General features: G+C 70.8%; 13 protein-coding genes. 4 read left to right on the plus strand and 9 right to left on the minus strand.

Features of this window, described 5'->3' with window-relative positions:
• The first annotated feature begins 24 nt into the window (after positions 1–24).
• A complete protein-coding gene (locus JIX55_RS15250; protein ID WP_257563862.1) occupies positions 25–237 on the plus strand; it encodes a hypothetical protein in 213 nt (70 codons plus the stop codon).
• 59 nt (positions 238–296) lie between these two features.
• Here JIX55_RS15250 and JIX55_RS15255 read toward each other — a convergent pair whose 3' ends face one another.
• Positions 297–1,517 (minus strand): hypothetical protein, encoded by a 1,221-nt coding sequence (locus JIX55_RS15255; protein ID WP_257563863.1) that lies wholly within the window; start codon positions 1,515–1,517, stop codon positions 297–299.
• Between the two features lie 216 nt (positions 1,518–1,733).
• Between JIX55_RS15255 and JIX55_RS15260 the strand changes: the two genes are divergently transcribed.
• Positions 1,734–2,393 (plus strand): maleylpyruvate isomerase N-terminal domain-containing protein, encoded by a 660-nt coding sequence (locus JIX55_RS15260; RefSeq protein WP_257563864.1) that lies wholly within the window; start codon positions 1,734–1,736, stop codon positions 2,391–2,393.
• A 10-nt stretch (positions 2,394–2,403) separates the two neighbouring features.
• On the opposite strand, the gene JIX55_RS15265 is transcribed toward JIX55_RS15260, so the two are convergent.
• Positions 2,404–3,180 carry an ABC transporter permease subunit gene (locus tag JIX55_RS15265; RefSeq protein ID WP_257563865.1) on the minus strand — a complete coding sequence of 259 codons (777 nt, stop codon included), beginning with the start codon at positions 3,178–3,180 and terminating at the stop codon, positions 2,404–2,406.
• Entirely contained in the window at positions 3,180–4,094 is a 915-nt protein-coding gene (locus tag JIX55_RS15270) for an ATP-binding cassette domain-containing protein (RefSeq protein ID WP_257563866.1), read from the minus strand. The genes JIX55_RS15265 and JIX55_RS15270 overlap by 1 nt, the downstream gene beginning before the upstream one ends.
• A gap of 130 nt (positions 4,095–4,224) precedes the next feature.
• On the opposite strand from JIX55_RS15270, the gene JIX55_RS15275 reads away from it, so the two are divergent.
• Both JIX55_RS15275 and JIX55_RS15280 read left to right on the plus strand, forming a co-directional pair.
• Positions 4,225–5,463, plus strand: coding sequence for a sensor histidine kinase (locus JIX55_RS15275; RefSeq protein WP_257563867.1), 1,239 nt, complete (start codon positions 4,225–4,227; stop codon positions 5,461–5,463).
• Positions 5,460–6,215, plus strand: coding sequence for a response regulator (locus tag JIX55_RS15280; RefSeq protein WP_257563868.1), 756 nt, complete (start codon positions 5,460–5,462; stop codon positions 6,213–6,215). Before JIX55_RS15275 ends, JIX55_RS15280 begins: the two co-directional genes overlap by 4 nt.
• A gap of 159 nt (positions 6,216–6,374) precedes the next feature.
• On the opposite strand, the gene JIX55_RS15285 is transcribed toward JIX55_RS15280, so the two are convergent.
• From JIX55_RS15285 to JIX55_RS15310, 6 genes are all read right to left on the minus strand, one after another.
• Entirely contained in the window at positions 6,375–8,054 is a 1,680-nt protein-coding gene (locus tag JIX55_RS15285; protein ID WP_257563869.1) for an SWIM zinc finger family protein, read from the minus strand.
• A gap of 17 nt (positions 8,055–8,071) precedes the next feature.
• On the minus strand, positions 8,072–9,370 hold the full coding sequence (locus JIX55_RS15290; protein ID WP_257563870.1) for a TIGR02679 family protein: 1,299 nt from the start codon (positions 9,368–9,370) through the stop codon (positions 8,072–8,074).
• Positions 9,371–9,555: 185 nt separating this feature from the next.
• Positions 9,556–13,875: a TIGR02680 family protein gene (locus tag JIX55_RS15295; RefSeq protein WP_257563871.1), complete on the minus strand. Its 4,320-nt coding sequence runs from the start codon at positions 13,873–13,875 to the stop codon at positions 9,556–9,558.
• The gene (locus JIX55_RS15300; RefSeq protein WP_257563872.1) at positions 13,872–15,272 is read right to left on the minus strand and encodes a TIGR02678 family protein; all 1,401 of its coding nucleotides are present in this window, start codon (positions 15,270–15,272) and stop codon (positions 13,872–13,874) included. Before JIX55_RS15300 ends, JIX55_RS15295 begins: the two co-directional genes overlap by 4 nt.
• Positions 15,272–16,990: a TIGR02677 family protein gene (locus JIX55_RS15305; RefSeq protein ID WP_257563873.1), complete on the minus strand. Its 1,719-nt coding sequence runs from the start codon at positions 16,988–16,990 to the stop codon at positions 15,272–15,274. The genes JIX55_RS15300 and JIX55_RS15305 overlap by 1 nt, the downstream gene beginning before the upstream one ends.
• A 512-nt stretch (positions 16,991–17,502) precedes the next feature.
• The gene (locus JIX55_RS15310; RefSeq protein WP_257563874.1) at positions 17,503–20,361 is read right to left on the minus strand and encodes a pPIWI_RE module domain-containing protein; all 2,859 of its coding nucleotides are present in this window, start codon (positions 20,359–20,361) and stop codon (positions 17,503–17,505) included.
• Between the last annotated feature and the right edge of the window lie 43 nt (positions 20,362–20,404).

Consider the following 20,404-nt stretch of genomic DNA (forward strand, 5'->3'; position numbering starts at 1 on the left):
GCCCGGGGGCTTGTCCGGGGAAGCGTGGCGACCAGGCTCCCCGCGCGGAACCTGGACCGGGCACGGCGTTTCCACGCCGAACGCCTCGGCCTGGAACCCGTCGACGAACGGCCCGGGGGACTGCTGTACCGCTGCGGCGACACGGAGTTCGCCCGCAAGGGCGCACGGGGCGAACGCGCGGCTTGGTTCCGGGACAGTGAGGGGAATCTGCTGGGCATAGGGGAGCCGGTGGTCTGAGTGGTGGCGCGTGGCGGGGGCGGCTCGCACGGGACCGCCCCCGCTCTGTGCCCGGAGGCTCAGCGCAAGGTGCGGACGAACACATCCCCGATCAGGTTCGTGTCCTCGGGCACCAGGCCGGGGTAGTAGGACTCGAAGACGACCGTCGACTCGTCCGCGCTCAGTGCCGCGTCCCCCACGGTGACGGGTTTGCCGTCCTGGCCGGGCGACAGCATTTCCTCCTCACCACTTCGCAGATCACGCAGAACCAGCCCCAGCGACGTACGATCCGCGTCCGCCGTGTTCAGCAGCAGCTTCGAACCGTTCACGGACAGGTCCGAGATCAGGGTGAGATCGGTGGGGTCGTGGCCGTCGTACCGCTGGAGCGTGCCGGTGCGCAGATCGCGGACAAAGGCGTTCAAGCCGGTGCTGGTGTTGGTGTCAGGCTCGGGGACCAGGTTGGTGGCCGGCGAGTTGAAGCCGACCTTGGAGCCGTCGGCGCTCAGCACAGGAGCGAAGGCCGCCGTGCTGGCCGGCGCCCCGTCATGGGTGGCGTCGGCGTGCACGGTACGTCCGCTCTTCCGGTCGTACACCAGGATGTCGCCCTGATCGCCGGTGGCCGGCCCGGAGTAGCCCTCCAGATAGGCGACCTTGCGCCCGTCGGCGCTCATCGAGACCTGATCGCACCGGTGGAAGTTCTTGGAACCGTCCGACTCCCGACTGACCCGCCGGACCTCCTGCGTCTTCCGATCCAGCAACATGACCCGGCAGGCGAACGCCCCGTTCGGGTCCACGGTGGGCCGGGCGACAAAGGCGACGTACCGCCCGTTCGCGCTGATCGGCGCGATGCCGTAGGACACCTGGTAGCCCGCGTCCATCGCGGGCGCCAGACGCTCGATGCTCCCGGTGCTCAGGTCCATGATGTGCACGGAGGACGTCCCGGTCGCGGACGAGAACGAGCCGAAGGTCAAGTAACGCCCCGACTCGGACAGTTGAGGCGTCGAGGTCGTCTCCCCCGGCACCACGACACGCTGCAACGGCTCACCGGGAGCCGTCCGGTAGTAGACGCTGTTGCGCACGTCCGTGCCGGGCCCCAGGTTGGTCGCCGACGACATGAAGGCCACGACACGCCCGTCCGCGCTGACCACGGGGTCCGTGGAGTGGCCGTTGCCGCTGGTGCCGTCGGGGGCCACGCTGATCCGCTCGGTGCTCGACGCGGCGCTGGGCACCTCGTTGTCATGTGCTGCCTGAGCGGACCAGGCGGGACTCGCGACGACGCCGGCCACCAGGACGACGCTCACGAGGACACGTAAGGAAGGTCTTATCAACTTGGCTCCCCCTTCGGCCGGGGACGACCACAGCCGCCCCCTGTCCCCCGTTGCCCCCGGCCCTGCGCAGAGGACTCACGAGGATGCACGCGATGAAAGCGTGCCGCCGGCCAAGGGTCAATGCATCGAACAGCCCGCCCTCCGCACGCACGCTTGTCCACCGTTCCCGCACCGAACTACCGTGCCGAGGTGGATCTCTTCTCACACTCCTGGGCGGCGTTGCGCGCCACGGTCGCCGGCCTCACGGACAAGGACTTCGAGCAGCCGTCGGGCTGCGCCGGCTGGCTCGTGAGGGACCTCGTCTGCCACCTGATCATCGACGCACAGGACGTCCTGATCACCCTGGTCACCCCCGCGGACGCAGCCCCGACGGTCGACGCGACGACGTACTGGCACGTCACGAACGAACCCCCGACCGGCGAGGACCCCCTGGACGCCCTGACCGTCCGCCTGGCCGCCGCGTACGAGGACCCGCACCTGTTGAAGTTCCACCTGGACGACGTCGGCTCCGCCGCCGGCCGCGCCGCCGAACTCGCCGACCCCGACGCCCGGGTGAGCACCCAGGACCAAGTCCTCACCGTCGCCGACTACCTCACCGCGTACATCCTGGAATGGACCCTCCACCACCTGGACCTGACCGCCCACCTCCCGGCAGCCGCCCCGGAACCACCTCCGTCATGCCTGACCCACTCCCGCAGGGCGCTGGAGCAGATCGCCGGCACGGCGTTCCCCGCGTCGTTGACTGACAGGGACGCCCTGCTGATCGGGACGGGGCGTCGGGCTCCGACAGATGGGGAGCGGGCCGAACTGGGCAGCTTGTCAACGAAGTTGCCGCTGGTCCTCGGCTGAAGGGCCCCGGTCACGCGTCTCGGGTACGCAGCGCGACGTAACCACCGGCGGTCGCGGCCGCCGTCCACGCCAGCAGCACGGCCAGCCCGGCCCCCGCCGACAGGGTCGAGTCGCCCTGCCCGGCCACCTGCATGAGCTGTGCGCCCGCCTGGGTGGGCAGGTAGTACGCGATCGTCTTGAGACCGGGGATGTTGAGCATGAAGGTCGGCAGGATGAAGTGGAACGGGATCAGAACGCCGAGGGACATCGCGGGACTGCGCAGCACGACCGCCACGCCGGCACTGAACATCCAGACAAGGGTCAGGGAGACAACCGCCCCCACCAGCGCACGCGGCACCCCCGGACTGCCCGGCTCCACGCCGAGGGAGCCGAGGGCCCACTCCGAGGCGATGAAGGCGACGGGCACGGTGACGACGGCCACCCCGAACGTCATGAGCGCGCCGACGCCGAGCTTGGCCCCGTAGAGCAGCCCGCGTCGGGGCACGGCCGTCAGCGAGGTCCGGATCATGCCGCCGGAGTGCTCGCCGCAGACGAGGAGTACGGCGAAGACCACCAGCACCATCTGCCCCATGCCCACCCCGACGAACCCGGAGTCGGCCGGATGGAAGTCGGGCCGGACCAGGGGGCTGTCCTCGGCGATCGCCTTCTTGACGGACAGACAGTTGATGACGCCGATCCCGACGCTGATCAGGAAGGTGAGCAGGAGTGTCCAGGAGGTGGACCGAACGGTGCGCGCCTTGGTCCATTCGGAACGGACGACGGCGGACGGGGCGTTGGTGGTCGTCATCACCGGTCCCCCGCCCGGAACTCGGCGGCCGACGCGGTCAGCCGCATGAAGGCTTCTTCCAACGAGCCGCGCTCGCCAGCCAGTTCATGGATGGTCACCCCGTGCGCGGACGCGATACGGCCAACCGTCGTCGCGTCCACGCCCACGGCCAGTACGGCCCCGTCGACCCCCTGATGGCAGCTGATGCCCTTGGCCGACAACAACGACATCAACTGCTCCACATCCGAGGTCCGGACCCTGACCTTGACCTTGGAGACGGAGTTGTCCTCGATGAACCTGTCCATATCGGTGTCGGCGAGGAGCCGGCCCCGCCCGACGATGACGAGATGATCGGCGGTCTGCGCCATCTCACTCATCAGATGGCTGGACATGAACACGGTCCGCCCCTCGGCGGCCAACTCCCTGACCAGCGTACGAATCCAACGCACACCGTCCGGGTCCAGCCCGTTGACCGGCTCGTCGAACAACAAGATCTCCGGTTCACCGAGCAACGCGGTCGCGATACCCAGCCGCTGCCCCATACCGAGCGAGAAACCACCGACCCGCCGCCCCGCCACACCGTCCAGCCCGGTCTGGACGAGCACCTCATCCACCCGGCGCTTCGGCAGCCGATTGCTCTCCGCGACACACAACAGGTGGTGATAGGCGGTACGCCCGGGATGCGCGGCCTTGGCCTCCAGCATCGCCCCCACCGTCCGCAACGGCTCACACAACTCTCCGTACCGGCGTCCGTTCAACAACACCTGTCCACCGTCGGGCCGGTGCAGGCCGACCATGGCCCGCATCGTCGTCGACTTCCCGGCACCGTTCGGCCCGAGAAAGCCGGTGACGCGCCCAGGCTCGGCCCGGAAGGAGAGCCGATCGACGGCGAGGGCCGCCCCGTACCGCTTCGTCAGATCCTGTACTTCGATCACGCCAACGAGCCTTTCGTGGCCCCGCATTGAGCACATCCGACCACGGTCCACGGCACGGCCGGGGGTCGGACCCTGGTCGTATGCCCACGGTCCGATGCGGCCCCGGCGTGTCCGCTCTACCCTGACCCGGGTGTCGATCTCCGACTTGCCCGTACGGTTCCCGCAGCGGCTCAGCCGCCGCCAGCTGGTCGGCCTGGACGCGACGGCCGCGCTCGCCTATCTCGTGGTGTTCCTCCTGCCGGTGGTGATCACCGAGGAGAGCGGTGCGGCGCGGGTGCCCCTGTGGGTCCGGTGCGTGCTGGTCGCGGGGGCGGGGATCCCGCTGGCGGCCCGCCGCCTGTGGCCACGCCCGGTGTTCGCCGTGGTACTGATGGCCACACTGCTCCAGCTGCTCCTCGGCCTCGCTGTCGACCCCTTCGCCGCCGCGGCCTACGCGCTGTACCCCCTGGCGCTGACGACGACGTCGCAGCGTCTGATCCCGACGCCGGCGGTGGCCGTGGCCTGCACGTCGGTCGTACTGCTCGGAATGGTCGCGGGCTCGCCCCACGGTTGGCAGAACGGAATCGGCTTCCTCGTCGTCGGCACAGCGCTCCTCGGGGCCGTGTGGACGGCGGGCTTCGCGGTACGGGGACGGCGTGCGCTGGCGCGGGTGGAGGCCGCCCGACGCGAGGAGCAGGCCGTCCACCACGAACGCCTACGGATCGCCCGCGAACTCCACGACATCGTCACCCACAGCATGGGCCTCATCACCGTCAAGGCGAGCATCGCCAACCATGTCCTGCCGTCCCGCCCCGAGGAGGCCCACGACGCGCTCAAGGTGATCGAGACCATCAGCCGGGAGGCCATGACCGAGATGCGCGGCATCCTGCACGTGCTGCGCATCCCCCCGGCCGACGAACCGGACGCCGAAACGGACGCCGAACCGGCCGACCTGGACCCGACGCCGGGCCTGGCGGATGTCCCCGCGCTCGTACGGCGGGCCGAGCACGCGGGCGTCCGGGTCGACCTCACGATGAGCCGGGGCATCCAGGTGCCGGACGGCGTAGGACTGGCGGCCTACCGCATCGTGCAGGAGGCCCTCACCAATGTGCTGAACCACGCCGCCCCGACCAGTTGCATGGTCCGAATCGAAGCCACCGCCGCCGACCTACGCGTAGAGGTCCGCGACGAGGGCCCGCCCGCCCCGGATCCGGGCCGCCGCACACGCACAGGTGGGAACGGGGGCGGACACGGCATCACCGGAATGCGCGAGCGGGCGATGATGTACGGCGGCACCCTCACCGCCGCCCCACACCCCGACGGCGGCTTCCGGGTGACCGCGTGCCTGCCGTATCCGCCCGCCCGCGAGAAGCCCCGGGAGACCCAGTGACGACCGGCACCCCCATCCGAATCCTGATCGCCGAGGACCAGGCCCTCCTGAGCGGCAGCTTCCGCGTACTGGTCGACTCCGAGCCGGACCTGATCACCGTGGGCGAGGCCGGCACCGGCGCCCAGGCCGTCGCGATGACCCGCAGCGAACGCCCCGACCTCGTCCTCATGGACATCCGCATGCCCGAACTGGACGGCATAGAAGCCACCCGCCGCATCTGTGCCTCCCCCACGACCGCCGAGACACGCGTCCTCATCCTCACCATGTTCGACCTCGACGACTACGTCTTCGCCGGCCTCCGCGCCGGAGCCAGCGGCTTCCTCCTCAAGGACACCCCACCGGCCGACCTCCTCGCCGCCATCCGCGTCATCGCACGCGGCGACGCGCTACTCGCCCCCGCGGTGACGCGCCGCCTGATCGCGGAGTTCTGCCGCCGCCGGGCGGACCCCGCCCCTGGTCCCGGGCCCGAGCCCAGTGGCCTGGACGGCGTCACCGACCGCGAACGCGAGGTCCTCCTCCTGATCGCCAACGGACTGTCCAACACCGAGATCTCCGACCGACTGCACCTCAGCCCCGGCACAGTGAAAACCCACATCGGCCGCCTCCTGACGAAACTCCACGCCCGCGACCGCGCCCAACTCGTCATCACCGCCTACGAATCCGGTCTGGTGCGGCCCACAGGAAAGCAGTGTCATCGCCATGGTCATACCCCGCCTTCGGACGAGCTGGCCAAGACCCGCTCACGTGTGTGATCCGGAAGTCGCCCTGCCGGTTCAGACGGACATTTTCGTCCCGGTGGCACTCAAGTCGAACCACAGGCCAACGGCTGCACCATCAGGGACGGGGAGCCGAAGCGACGAACACCTCGGGCGTCACACTGCGCCTGCTCGACAAGGCCGAGGAGCCCCGGCTCACAGACCCTGTTCGTCCATCAGCCGCATCAGGTTCCGTTTGCGTCTCTGGGAGGCGCGCAGGGCGGCGACGTACGCGGTGAACATGTCTGGTGTGCCCAGGCGGTGGTGGCAGTCCCGGATGCTCAGCAGCAGGCCGACGAGTTGCTCGTAGACCGCGTTGCCGGTCTGTGTGGTCAGCGGTTCGGCCAGGCGGAGATAGACGTCGAGCGCGTCGGCGGGGCGGTCGGCGCGGACCTGGTCGGCGAGCTTGAGCCACTGCCTGTCGTGGGCGCCGGTTTCGACGGCGGCCTGCCAGGCGGCCATCGTGTCCTGGTCATCGAGGAGGGCGTCGACCAGGACCGAGTCTCCGTACCAGCCGCCCTGTTGCCCTCGATCGACGTCAGCACGCAACAGAGCCAGCGCGCCCTCCCGCTCCGCCCGCCAGCAGTCGATGGCCCGCGCGGCGGCGCGCAACTGCTGGTACGCGAGCAGGGAGCGGCGGGCGCCGAAGTGGTCGCGGCGCAGGGCGACGGCGTCGGGGAGCCGGTCGGCCTGTGCGTAGCGTTCGCAGAGATGGTCGACGAGGGCTGTGTCGATGGCGGCTAGGTCCTTGGCTTCCCGGATGCCGCGCTCCGCCCAGCTCAGGGCCTCGTCGGAGCGTCGGGCGGTGTCCAGCTCGCGGGCGATGAGCAGGTGGGTGTGGCCGTTCGGCGTGAGGTCGGCCGCGTGTACGGCGATCACCGTGTCGATGTCGCCTGCCGTCTTGGCCAGGCGTTCCATCAAGTACTTCTCGGCCCATCCTGTGCGGTTTCCCCGCCATGCCTCGACCACCAGCTTCCGCAGGGCGGCCATGCCCGCATCGCCGAGGACGTCCCGGTAGTCGAGCGGGTCGATGTCGGTGAGGCCGGCGTCGTAGTCGCCGAGCGCTTGGGCGACCAGCCAGCGCGCCAGTTCCTCCGGATCCGGACGTGCCGCACGGCATGCTTCGAGGTGGGCGGCGGCGAGATCGGCACCCACCTGTCCGAGCCATCCGTCGGAGTCGTCGACGGTCTCCGCGGCCTCGGCCAGCAACCGCATGGCCTCGCGTGTCAGCTCGATCGCGTCGGCGGGCCGACCGGAGCCGGTGAGCGCCCCGATCGCGGACACCGCCTGCCCGGCCTGGTCGGCGTAGGCGCGGGCGTCGGCGTACTCGACGTAGCCGTACCGCGCGAACGGGCGTGCGTCGAGCAGATCGCGGACGCTCGCGCGGACACCGGAGAGGTCTCCGCGGGCGCCCGCCGCCCGCAGCTCCAGGCGACGCCGCAACTGCCGGTCCTTGTCCACCTGTTCCCTCAGAAGGGCGAGCAACTCGTCCTTGGACAGGGCCGACAGCCATGTGTCGAGGTCCTGTGCGCGGTCCCGGGCCGCCTTTCGCTGCCGCGGCAGGCTCTCCCGCTGGGCGAGTACGGTCAGGCCGAGGGCCACCAGGTGTTTGCAGAAGTTGCCTTCCATTCCGTACGGGCAGTCGCACTCACCGGCCGGCCCGTCGGGTCCGTCCAGGGTCAGCTCCACCTCGTATCGCTCCGTGCCGTGGACGCTCGCGGTCACCCAACCGTCGCCGACCTCGACCCCGGATACGGCATCGAGGTAGCCGAGCGCACGGTCGTAGGAGCGAGCGCCGGCCAGCTTCTTGAGGTTCGCCTCGGTGAGGTTGTCCATGGTCCTTCCTCCCTGGCTCACGCCAGGTCTTCCAAGAGGAGGTCCAGCGCCGCCTCCTCGTGTAGTGCCACCCCCAACGCCTCCATGGTCGGGGCCAGTTCAGCGTCCCACGTCGCCTCGACCGGTGTGCCGACGAGTGGAAGCGGTGGCATGCCTCGCAGTTCGGTGCGTGCCGCCAGGTACTCGTAGTCCGGGGCGGTCATGCGCCACGGCTCCGCCCCGTACCGTCCCATGACGCGGTTGGCGAGGATGATGCCCGGCCAGTCGAAGTCGCCGTGGTAGGCGAAGGCGCAGTCGGTCGCGGCCAGCGTGTCCAGGAGGGTGAGAACGACGGTCGTCGCGCTGCCGGAGGTGCAGATCAACGGCACGGTGCAGCCGGCGTCCGCCGCGGCCTCCACCACGCGCGGGTTCTCGCAGACGTGGACGCGCGGGCGCGAGGGCAGCTCCAGGTGCAGGGTGCGCAGTTCACGCAGGGTCAGGTGGGTCTCCAGGTGGTGGTCCGCACGTTCGCGCAGGGCCGCCTCCCGCCAGGTGGTGCCCGTCGGGCGCAGGCCGTACGTCAGGACCGTGCTGGAGACCTCGTCCGGTGTGACCGAGGCGCGGCGCCACAGGGCACGGCGGGCCGGTGCGTCGGTGGGGAAGTCGACGTCCTGGGCCAGCGCGATGCCACGCAGGACCAGGCGGGCCAGCAGGGTGCCGTCGTCCAGACCGTGGGCCGAGCCCGTGGTGCGGGTGGCCAGTTCGCCGCGGCCCCAGGTGACGGGGGTGGGGGCGGGCGCGGGCGCGGGCGCGGGCCCCGTGCCGGGGAAGAGGGTCACGAGGGTCTGGATGGCCTGGGTGATGGAGGTGGACGGCCGGCGGGTGAGGGTGCCGGACCGCCGTATGTCCGTCAGCCACTGGTGGGCCCAGGGCTGGTCGGCCAGTGGCGTGGCGGCCAGGGCCGCTTCCGCCTCGGACCACAGGCGGTCGCGTTCGGCCGTCGTCGCGTCGCGGGCCGCTCGCCGGTCGGTCAGGGGTGGGCCCAGTGCCGTCAGCGTAGCGGCCAGGCCTCGGCCGACCGCGCTGGCGCGTAGGCGGGTGTCCAGGTCCGGCAGGCGGATCGTGGCGGAAGGGCCGGTGACGGGCTTGGCGAGGAGCAGGGACAGGGCTTCGCGTTCCTGTGGGTCGAGGTGCTGCAGCCGGAGCGTGCCGGTCGGTCGGAGGCCGCTTCGTTCGAGGCGGGTACGTGCCGACTCCCAGAGGCGGTTCAGGCCCGGTCGGGACAGAAAGGCCAGCGTCTCGGGGTCGAAGGGCGGTTCGGTGTGGAGAGGCGCCACGGCTCCGCAAGGCGGTCCGGGACCGAAGGCCGGCCCGTCAGCCGCTCGCGGGTCCACCACTCGCGCACCCGCGTCCGCCCCTCGCGAGTCCGGCACACCGGCAGCCCCGTCCACCCGTCGCGAGTCCGGCACACCGACGCCCTCGTCCACCACTCGCGCACCCCCGTCCACCCCTCGCGAGTCCGTCATACCGACACCAGCCTCCGCTGCCTCCCGTTCCACGTGTAGTGCAGCGTCGCCACACCCCGCACATGGGGATCGCGCAGGCACTCGTAGATGTGCAGGGACGGTACGTCGGGCCAGTTGCCGACCAGGCGTTCGCTGGTGAGGACGAAGTCGAGGTCCAGGTCGACCAGGATGCGGCCGAGGCGGGCGTGGGTGGGCTCATCGACCTTGGCGAAGGCGTCGTCCAGGAGGATGAGGCGGGGCGCGTTCGGGGCCGACTCGGCGAGGCTCGTGAAGTGGGCCGCCGACGCGGCGAAGAGGACCAGGTAGGAGAGCACGCGCTGCTCACCCTGGCTCATTCCCGTGCGACCGGAGAGTCTGCGGCGGCTCCCCGGTGCCGCGTCGCTCACCACCCAGGGCGTGAAGGAGAACCAGTCGCGGTAGTCGAGGGCCGTACGCAGGTGGGACGCGTAGCCCGCCGCCGGGTCGGCGCGGCGGGCGTCCTCGATACGACGCTGAAGGACGTCGCGGAGTTGTGCGGACTGCTCACGGGTGCGCAGGCCGGAGGGGCTGCGCAACAGGTCCACGGCCGCCTTGACGTCCGCTTCGACACCGTCGGCCAGCTTCCAGTCGAGAGTGACGCCCAGGCCGTGTGACGTACGGACCGTGGACAGGGTGGCGTTGAGGGCGGCCACCAGGGCGCCTGCGGCCAGGACCTGTGAGGAGAGGTGATCGCCGAGTTCTCCGGTCAGGAAGCGCTGGAAGACCTCCCTTTCTCGTTCCGTCAGCCGGTCCCGTGCCTCGGCCGCCTGGGCCGCGATACGACCACCGACGAGGGCGATGTCCTGCGGGCCGTGGTCGTCGACAAGTCGGCAGAGCTTGATGCCGTCGTGTTCCTCGATCGTCGCGTCATAGCCTCCGGAGAGCTGGTCACGCAGATCGGTGTGGCGGTTCAGGAGCGTGGTGTCCGAGATGTCGCGGCGTTCGGCGTCCAGACGGTGGCGTACGGCATCGACCAGCAGGCGCAGCGCCTGGATGCGCTCCCGGGCATCGCCGTGGACCGGATCAGGGAACTTCAGCGCTCCTCCCCCGTGATCCTCCGCATCCTCCGCATCCCCCTCCGAGGCGTCGAGGCCGGCTCCCTTCAGCACGCCGGGCCGCGACAAGGCCGTACGCAGGCGTCTACCGCGGACCAGCGCCTCGCCCTCCTGCGCAGCCAGTGCGTCGCGCCGCCCCTTCTCGTCCTCCTCCGCGCGTACACGCTCGTCGTGCAGATCAGCCATGTCCTGCCGTACGCGCGGAAGTTGGCGGCCCACCGCGTCCAGGCGGCGCTTCGCCTCGGCCTCGCGGGCGAGAATCTCCTGCTCCGTGGCGCCCAGCGCCTCCTCCAGGGCCTGGACGGTACGGCGGGCGGCGTCCAAACGGTCGAGTGCCCGGATGTGGTCGGACTCGGCTTCCCGTCGCGCCGCCACGGCACGCTCGTGGTCCATGCGGTGGCCGCCGTGGCCGTCGGCCGTGACCACGACCGCGCGGATCCGCCGCCGCAGTTGCTCCGTCCCCTGGCTCAGTCCCCTCAGGGCGAGGCGGACCGTGTCGAGTGCCGTCGCCTCCGCCGGTAGGCCGTGGGCGCTCGCCGTCGCCTCGGTCTCCCGCCTGACGGCGACGGCGTGGACACGCGCCTCCTCCGCATCCCGGGCAGCCGCCGCAGCCTGGCCTGCGAGGGACTCCGCGGCGCGCTCCGCCTCGGCGGTACGAGCCCACGCGTCGGTCAGCCCACGTGCCGTGGGCGGTCGGCGCAGGGCGTCGGCGACCTGGTCCCGGTGATCGGTCAGCACGCGCAGGCCATGCGCGCTGCGCCCCGACTCGCCCTCCACCGCGACCAGTTGACGATCCAGTTCGGCCAGCATCCGGCGACGGGTCTCCGCACGCACCTCCGCGCCGACGTACTCGGCCGCCGGCTTGGTGTGACGGCCGCGCGCGATACCGAGCTTCCAGGAGCCGTCGGTGCCGAGGACGGTGTGGAACCCGTCCGCCGAAATACCACCTGCACCCGAGACGCCCTGGTTCTCCACCGCACCCGTCTCGACGGCGTTACTCACCGGATCCGCCGGATCCGCCGGACCCGCCGGACCGGCGTACCGGGACCTGTCCCCTCCCAGAGCCACCGCCTCCAGTACCCGCCGGACCTGTTCGATCCCCACCCCGCTGTCCGGCGCGTCAACCGGACGCAGCACCCGTGCGAGCGTCGGCTCGGCCACCGGAGCCCCCGGAGCCCCCGGAGCCAGAAGGGTGTCCAGGGTGGCCGGGTCCAGGACCGTGCCGTCGGCGTGGACCCAGGCGTCGAGCAGGCCGCTCGCCTCCAGCGCGGCTTCCAGCCCGGCCCGTGCCTCGGGCGCCAGGCCGTCGGCGAAGTCCACCAGGCGGTACAGGGGTGCTCCGGTGCCGGGTGTGCGGGGAGCCGCACGGTGGGGCGGGGGCGGCGGCTCGGGGTCGGTACGGCGTTCCCACTCCTCTCGCTCACGCCGGAGGCGGTCCCTTTCTGCGTTCAGTTCGCGGAGGGTCACGGCCAGGACGTCGCGTTGCTCGCTCAGCTCCGACAGCCACGAGTCGACGGTCGAACGGGCCGCGTCTGTCACATCATCAGGGGTCCGGGGAGGGAGCGGGCCGTCCGCGGGGTCGTGGGCGACCAGGGCGTCCACAGCGCCCAGGGACAGCCCGGTGAGGCTCCGCAACCGCTCGGTCCAGGCGCGGGCCGAGTCGGCGTACGTTTCCCCCTCACGCGCCGCTTCCCGCCGACGCCGCTCGACCCGGGAGCGCGCCTGGTCCGCCTGTTCCTCCAGACGCTCACGGGCGGCGTCGGCCTCCCGCGCCTCCCGCTGGGCCCGGTCGGACTTCCCGATGAGCGCGCCGAGTTCGGTGACGGACCGGAAGCGGTTCCTGATCACCGGTTGCGCGGCGTCGAGCCGGGCGTCCCACGCCTGCAGGGCACTCGCGCAGGCCTCGGTGTCCACCGCCAGCACCTGGCTGTGCCGTACGAAGTGGAAGTCGCCCTCCGGCGCGGTCAGCTCGGCTGTCGTCGCGGGCGCCACCGGCGCGGTGTGGGTCGCCACGGCCTCCCCCAGGTGCACGGGGTCGAGCCCGGACCGCTCCGCCTCCCGTACCAACTCGCCGTGGGTTGTGCTCAGTTCGACCAGCTCACCGCCGAGCCGCCCGGCCTCGGAGGTGAGGCGCTGTCCCGCCTCCTCCTGGTTGGTGTGGGCCTGCCTCAACGCCTTGAAGGCGGTGCCGGCCGCGCTGTGCAGCGCGGCCACGGTGGCGCGCCTTTCGCCGAGTTCCTTCAGGCCGCGGTATCCGGCGCTGGCGTGCAGTGCGGCCAGGTCCGTCTCCGCGCCGGCCTTCTCGCCCTCAAGCGTTTCGACGCGGGCGCCGAGTTCCGCCTCGCGCTCACGGAGTGTCTCCGCCCGTCTCGCGGCGTCACCCGCGGCCTTGCGGTACTGCGCGAGTTGCTCCAGTTCTCCGCCCGCCTCGTCCGCACGGCGGCGCAGCGCCCCGTGCAGATAGCCGCGGTAGTCGGTGAGGAAGGTGCGCAGCGCCTGGTCCGTCCGCTCCAGACGTCCGAGGTCGGCCCGTACGGCGTCGAGGTCGTCGAGGTTGCGGGCCACCTTGTCCACGATCTCGTCGTCGAGGGCGGGCAGGGTCTCGGCGAGAACGGAGACCAGACCGCCGGAGTCGATGCGGTCACCGATCGTGGGGCGGCGCAGCCGGTGGAGGAGGTGGAGCAGGTTGCGGTAGCGGGCGGGGTCGGTCAGGCCGAACAGTTCACGGGCGACCCTGGCCCGGTGTTCCACGGCCCGGTCGGTGACGTTCTCCGGGCCGACGAGCGACTTGAGCTGGTCGACGGGGAGCGGCTGGCCGGCGGCGGCGAGGTGCAGGCCCTCGCCGACCCGGAGCGGGGTGGTGAAGAAGAACGGCTTCACCGTCTTGGTCGACTGGGACGCACGGATGGCCGCGCCGAGGGTGAGGTACCGCTCGGTGCCCTCCTCGTCGGTGCGTGTGAACTCCACCCACAGATATCCCAGCCGGTTGGTCTGCTCGAAGCCGTCGAGCATCAGCCACAGGAGGGTGGTGCGCCCGGTTCCCGTGGCGTCCAGGGCACGGGCGTCGCCGTCGAGCAGATACGGCAGCAGCATCTCCAGGGCCTTGGACTTGCCGGCACCGTTCTTCCCGCGCAGGAGCAGCCGGCCGCCGCCGAAGGCGAACTCCTGCTCGTCGTACTGCCAGACGTTGCGGATGCCGGCGCGGTGCAGGCGGTAGCGGTGCGGGGACGGCGGCTGGTTCACCGGGGCGGCTCCTTGGAGAGGTCGTCCGCTGGGGACTCCGGGGATGCTGCGGGCGCCGGGATTACTGCGGACGCCGGAGATACTGCGGGTGCCGGGGATCGGTCGGTACGGGACTTGACCGCCACGGTGGTGGCGTAGCGGGCGGCGGCGGCAAGCAGGATCCAGCCGCCCTTCGCACGGGGCCGGCCGCGTGCCCCCGAGACATCGGTGACGGCGCGACCGTCGGCCGCCGACTCCTCGTACTCCTCGGGCACGCCGTGTCCGTCCGCGCGCACGGGTCCGACGGGCGCCATCAGACGCATCCGGACGAGGAGGTCGAGGACGGCGGCGAGGAAACCGGCCCGGTCCTCCAGGTGGCCGCGCTGCCAGTTGCTGCGCCTGCCGTACGCGTCGACGAGTTCGTCGAGCAGTCCATGCAGCAGCCCGTCCGGGACGGGTACGCCGATGACGAGCCGCCCGCCGGTCGCGGGGTGGCCGGGGTCCTCGGGGCGCAGCCGGGCGACCAGCCGCTCCACGAGGAGCAGCGCGGCTTGGGCCACGGTGCCGGTGCCGGGCAGATGCAGGTCGGTGAGGTCGCCGTCCGGGTCGACGAGGGCGATGCCCTCGGCGCGGATCTCGGCCTCCAGGCCGAGCAGTTCGGAGAACGCCTGCGCCTCGCGCCGCTGCCGGGTGCGCAGCCATTCCCGCTCGGCGTCCGTGAGGTCGTCGAGGTGGACGACGGGGGTTTCGACGAGGCGCCTGCGGACGTAGGTGCGTGGCCCTCCGAATCCGGGGTCGGCGGACCGGCGTACGAGGTCGGCGCCATCGCGACTCTGGGCGAGCGGGCCGGCGACGACGGCCCGCGCGATCTCGCGGTCCACGGTCAGCAGTGCCTCTCCGGCCCGCTCCTCGGCGACGGCGGAGACCTGGCCCTCGGTCTCCGCCAGGACGCCCCAGTCGACGAGTTGCCGCAGCGCGGCGGCGAGCGTGCGCCGCTCGGCCTGCCGACCGGTGTCGGCGAGCTCGATCCCGGCGTCGACGGCCGCGGCCCGTAGGTCGGAGACGAGTTGGGAGAGCAGGAGCTGCTCCGGGGCGGTGACGAGGACCGAGAGGGCGAGGGCCAGATAGGAGTACGTGCGAGGCGTGAACGGCGTCCCGGTGGACGGCCGCTCCAGGCGGTGCCCCGAACCGGGGCCAAGTCCCGCCTTGAACAGACGGGCATACGTGGCCTCCACCAGGAGGCGGTAGCCGAACACCTGCTGGAAGCGCTGAGCGAGCCAGTCGGCGTGACGGCGGACCAGCGGGAACGTGTCGCTGTGCGGTCCGGTGCTCGTGACCAGGGGATGGGCGAGCAGCAGCCGGGCGGCGGCGCGGCGCTCGGCCGCCAGCGCGACGTCATGCGCGGAGGGAAGGGTCATCAGGCGCGCGCCTCCCCCGACCCCGGCATGGACGCGCCCCGAACGGCCGGTCCCCCCACATCAAGACTCTCGACGGCGAGACTCTCGGCGAGCCTCTCGCTGGTGAGCCTCTCGCTGGCGAGCCTCTCGATGGTGAGGGTGAGGTCGTCGACCGTCAGGTCGCCGTCCACGGAGCGCAGCACCGCATGCCGGCCGAAGGTGCGCCAAGCCGTCAGTCGTACGCCGAGATCCTCGTCGCTCGACTGCGCGCCGTCGAGCAGGAAGTCACGGCTGGCGTCCTTGCGCAACTGGGCGTTGCCGAGGGCGGTGGTCAGAAGCTCCAGGAGGAGCCGCATGGCCGGCGCACCGAGTCTCACCTGATCGAATCTGCCCGAAGCGCTGAGCAGTTCGTCGGCCGCCGCCTGCCGGGCCTCGGCCTGCTGCCGCGCCTGCTCCATGAGGCGGCGCTTCTGCTCGGAGTGATCCTCGACCGACGCGGCACGTCCACGCGGAGCCCGGCTGCCGCGCTCGCGCAGCGCCACCGGCACGTCCACCACGGGCCCGGTCCACCAGCTCACATACGCCGGTACGGACCGGTCCGGGTCCGGCGCCACTCCCAGGTGCCGTGCGCCGTAGAGCCCGAATGCGGCGACCGCCATGTCGTGGGCCTCCTCCGGTTCCGCCTCGTCGAACCAGGCCGCCAGCCGTAGCAGGTCCTTGCGGCGGGACATCTCTCCGGAGGCCGAGCGCAGCATCCGCTTGGCGTTGGCGAGGAGCGACTGCAGGGCACGGAGCGTGGCGTCCCGGAGCTGGTCCACCTGGCTGCCGTGCTCGTGCCCGCCGGTGTCGGTGAACCAGTCGCGCAGTCCCTCCCAGTCCGTGAGGTCCCGTCCACGGCTGCGCTGCACCCGTGTCTCCGGCAGCCCGTCGGCGAGCGCCCCGATGCCCGCCGCGTGCGCGTCGATCCGGGCGAGCAGTGCGGGCAGGTACGGCCATATGGCGTCCAGGTGCGTGGCGATGCGCGGGGCACGGAAGGAGATGTCCTCGGTGATCGCCTCCACGTAGTCGAGGAGCAGGTCCTTGAACCCCTGGTACTCGGAACCGTCGAGGTCGTAGCGCGCGAGCACCTGACCCAGGTACGCGTAGAAGTCCCGTACGGACTCGGCGAATTCGGCGAACTGCACGAAGAGCGTGCTGATCCGCTCCAGTGCCTGCTGGGGATCCGCGCCGCCCGGCGCGCCGACCATGGCGGCGATCTCGTGGAGCCCCCGGTCGACGAGGGTGAGCAGTTCGCTGCTGACCTCGCGTGCGGCGTCCGCCCCGGCCAGCACCTCGTCCGCGTCGCGCTGCACCCGCTCTCCCAGCTTGGACAACTGGTAACGGGACCGGGAACGCTGGTACTCGACGATGCTGGCCGCTCTGACGGTGTGCGTGCTCCGCAGCAGATTGCCCCACCGCACGAGTTGTTCGAGCCGAGTGGTGAGTGTCTCCGCGTCGAGCGCCGCCCCTGGGCCACCCGGATCACCCGGATCGCCCGTCTGTGCCAGCTTGGCGAGCACGTCCGGTACGGCCAGGTCCGCGAGCAACGTGCCACAGAACACCCGCATCACCGCGACATACTCCAGGCGCTCGGGTGCACTGAGGTAGGCATACGCGCTCAGCCGCTGCCAGACCTCGGTGCCGCGCCCCCGATCAGGCCGTTCATCGTTCGGTCCTCCGCACAGCTCGTCCCCCTCCATACCACCGAGCGTACGGACCACCACTGACGCTCCGGAGGAAGTCGAGCAAAACCGCCCCGGCTGACCCCGGCCGGCGGACGAGTGGGGTTGTACGCCGGGTGAATTTCACTGGTCAGGCCGCCCCGTGAGCGTCCGCTTCCACGGTCGGCGGTCTCGGCGAAGACTCCGCCGGGCCGCTACGTCTGGAGGTCCCCCTTTTTTCGACCGCCAGCGGCATGCTGATACGCCCGGAGACGGAGGACGTGGGCCGTCTCGCGCTCGATCTGCCGAGGAGTGAGTCGGCCGTCCGCGGGACGCCGGGTCGAGAGCGGCCGCAGCAACCAGCACGAGGGCCGTGGACGCGACGGCGCCGGCGAGCACAGCGGCGGTGGCAAGCCGGGCCCATGAGGTCTTCTCTGTTGCCTTTTCCCAGGACGCAACCCTCCTGCGGACCAGAACCCTCTCTGGTGTAGAGACAAGATTCTCTACGCCGCGACGAGACCGTCTGCAGGCGTATACCGAAAGCTATCGCATCACTCGTCATCAGCACCGTCATCGAAGTCGAAGGTCAGTTGCCCCTGCGGGTCCCCGTCCGGCGGAGCCGCGGGCTGGGGCCGCGTCGGATCTACGGAGTCATCGATCTCGTGCGGCAGGGCATAGTCGTCCACCAACCGCGCGAGGTGCAGGATGAGGGGCATGCCCAGGCCATCGCGGGCCTCTCGGTAGTCCTCGCTGAAACGCTGCTGGTGCACGAACGCCGCCCAGGCTTCAGCATCGTCGCCCGGCTGGAGACAGGCGACCGTGAATTCGAGAAGATCCGGGTTCCAGGCGTTCGCCGTCGGCCGGTGTGCGCTGTTGCCCGACGGGTTGGTGTGCGGCGTCAACTTCGCGTCATCGTTGGTGAGCTTCGTCTGGGTACTGGACTTGCCGACCGTGCTGTAGAAGACGCGGCCCGGATCGCCCTGTACGCCGGGCTTCCACAACCCCATCGCAAAGCCCCCTCGCTGCTGGCCCTCCAGCTCGGGTTTGAGTTCCTCCCGCTCCGCCCACCACTGCGCCGTTTCGTCCCTGGTGCCATCGGCGACCCGGACGACTCGCAATTGCTTGCCATAGAGTCCGATCCGCTGCGTCGGCCCTCCGTCGAGACCAAGGCGGTCCTGCTCCAGTCCGTCGTTCTTCAGCCACATCCAGCGCTTCCGCAGGTCCTGGGCATGTGCCAGTACGAGCGTCGGGGTGCTGCGCAAGCTCGACAGCGTCTGCTTGATAAAGGCCGCCATGAGCGCCGCCTGGTCGGCGCTGGTCCTCTTTGCCTCGACGCGTCCGGTCAACGCCTTGAGGAGTTCCGGATACGGAACCCATCCGTGCATGTCCGCCGACCTGCCGAGGACGCACTTCGCGCCCGGTCGGATGAGGATCGCGATCGGCGTGAACTGCTGCCTGCCCGTGGGCCCGTCGTGGCGGCGCTCCACGAGATGGAAGGCCACCTGGTTCAGGCCAACAGGGATGAGGTCGCCGAGAGTGTGCTGCGGCAGCAACCGCATACCGGTTTGGCGCATACCGTCCGACCAGGCCGATGCAGCACGCATCCGCGCGTCCTCCATGGCCTGCTCCTGCTTGTCAGCCTCGGAGTCCAAGGGACGGATGAACTGGGTCACCAGGCTCGCGTCGGCGCAGCCGAGACGGATCGCGTACTTGGGGTCGCTGCGCCGCCGGGCATGTTGGAAGGCATCCTGGCCGTCGAGTTCCACGAGGGCCAACCGCATGCCCGGAACGGTCGCGCGCAGACTGTTCATGGCTTCCGCCACCTGCGTCCGGCGGTCGGCGATGGCCTCGTCGTGCTCCTTGCCCCTGCGGGGCACGCGGTCACCACCCAGTGGACCGCCCAGGGAGCCCAGTCGCCTGGCGTGCAGCCGAACCGTCAGCTCCTCCGACTCCCAGACCCACGTGTCGGCTGCCTCCTCCCGCCGGAGCCCGGCGAGACCCAGTCCAGCCTCCGCGGCAGCGACGATCTGATCACGCATGATGTCCGACTGATAGAGAACGAGCGTCGTGAGATCGTCACCCTCCAAAGCCTCGGCCAGGCGGGCGCGGAGCACCTGGGCGTTGTGCGCCGAGAAGAGTTCTCGCTGGTCAAGGATCGCGGCGAGATCCTCCGGCGTCTGCTCCTTCTTGGGGATGGACGGCAACTTCTTCAACTGCTTCTTCGGCGGTCGAGCGTACGAGCTGCGCGTGAGTGCCGGAATGGGCACGAACTCCGGGGCGAGCGCCTGTTCCGCCCACTCGATGAGCCTCCGTCGTTCGCTGGGCATCAGGCCCGTGCCGATGGTGTGCTTACCCATGACCGCGTGATGACCGACGGCGATCCGGATGCCGTCCCGGCCGTGGATCCAGTGGTCGGCCTCCTTGACCAGCCGGTCCGGGGAGGGCAACGCGTCAAGAGCGGTGATCTGGGTGAGCATTCCCTCCGGTCCGCCCTGTCGCCACTCGGTCGTGCCGTTCCTCCAGTCCAGCATGGCGACCGCGAAGCGCTGCGGGGCAGGGCCATCGAGGACAAGTGAGGCGTCCGGCAGCAGGTAGGCCGACACACCCTTGCCATAAGGAATGAACACCTTGCCGCTCACGAACCGACGGACACCGGCACTCAGGTGGACCCGCGGAACAGGCGAGAAAGGCACGGTACGTACGGTGACCCGGATGGTCGCGGCGTAGTACGCCGGCTTGCCGTCGCCTCCTCCGCGACGCTTGGGCACGTACTCGATGAGCTCGGACATCAGCTCGGCGCCGCCGCTGCCCGCTCCGCGGGAGCCGCCGAGACCCGCCACTTGGCGGAAGGTGAGTCGCTTCCCGTTGTGCTCGTACGGCGCCAGGCTGGTGATCCTGGCTGCGAGGACGTCGGGAAGGAGCCGGTACACGTGGGCTGCGGGGGCTGCGGTCTGGCGTGCGGTGTCCCGTAGTTCGAGCAGATCGACCATGCCCTGCTGCCAACTGAGGGCGGACGTGTCCAGATCCCGGAAGCAGTCCATCAGCGGCCCCGTCGTCTCGGGGTCGTCCGGGTTCCTCTGGAGGCTCTTGAGCCAGGTGGCGACGTAGAGATTGGTCACCGCGATCGGGTACGGACCCGTGCAGTACAACCAGGGGTTCGCCGAGCCGAACCGGGCCGTTGAGTCGACCGTGACGATGTCCGGGGCGGTGGCGCGCAGCAGCTGGTTGATGCGCTTCGTCGGTACGCGCCGGCGTCGCTCGGCCTGCCGCTCGTCCAACCCGTCGTGGTGCAGGCGCAGGACGGGGTCCTCCCAGTGCTCGGGGAGGGCGAGCGTGTACATCGGGACCGTGAAGGGTCCCTGCGCCGGCTCGGGCATGTAGGCGGCGGCCCGGAGGCACTGGTATTCCACGGTGCTGGTTCTCCTTGGAGGCGAAGAGGGTCGTGTGGTCTCG

The organism is Streptomyces sp. DSM 40750, assembly GCF_024612035.1.
Taxonomy (GTDB): Bacteria; Actinomycetota; Actinomycetes; order Streptomycetales; family Streptomycetaceae; genus Streptomyces.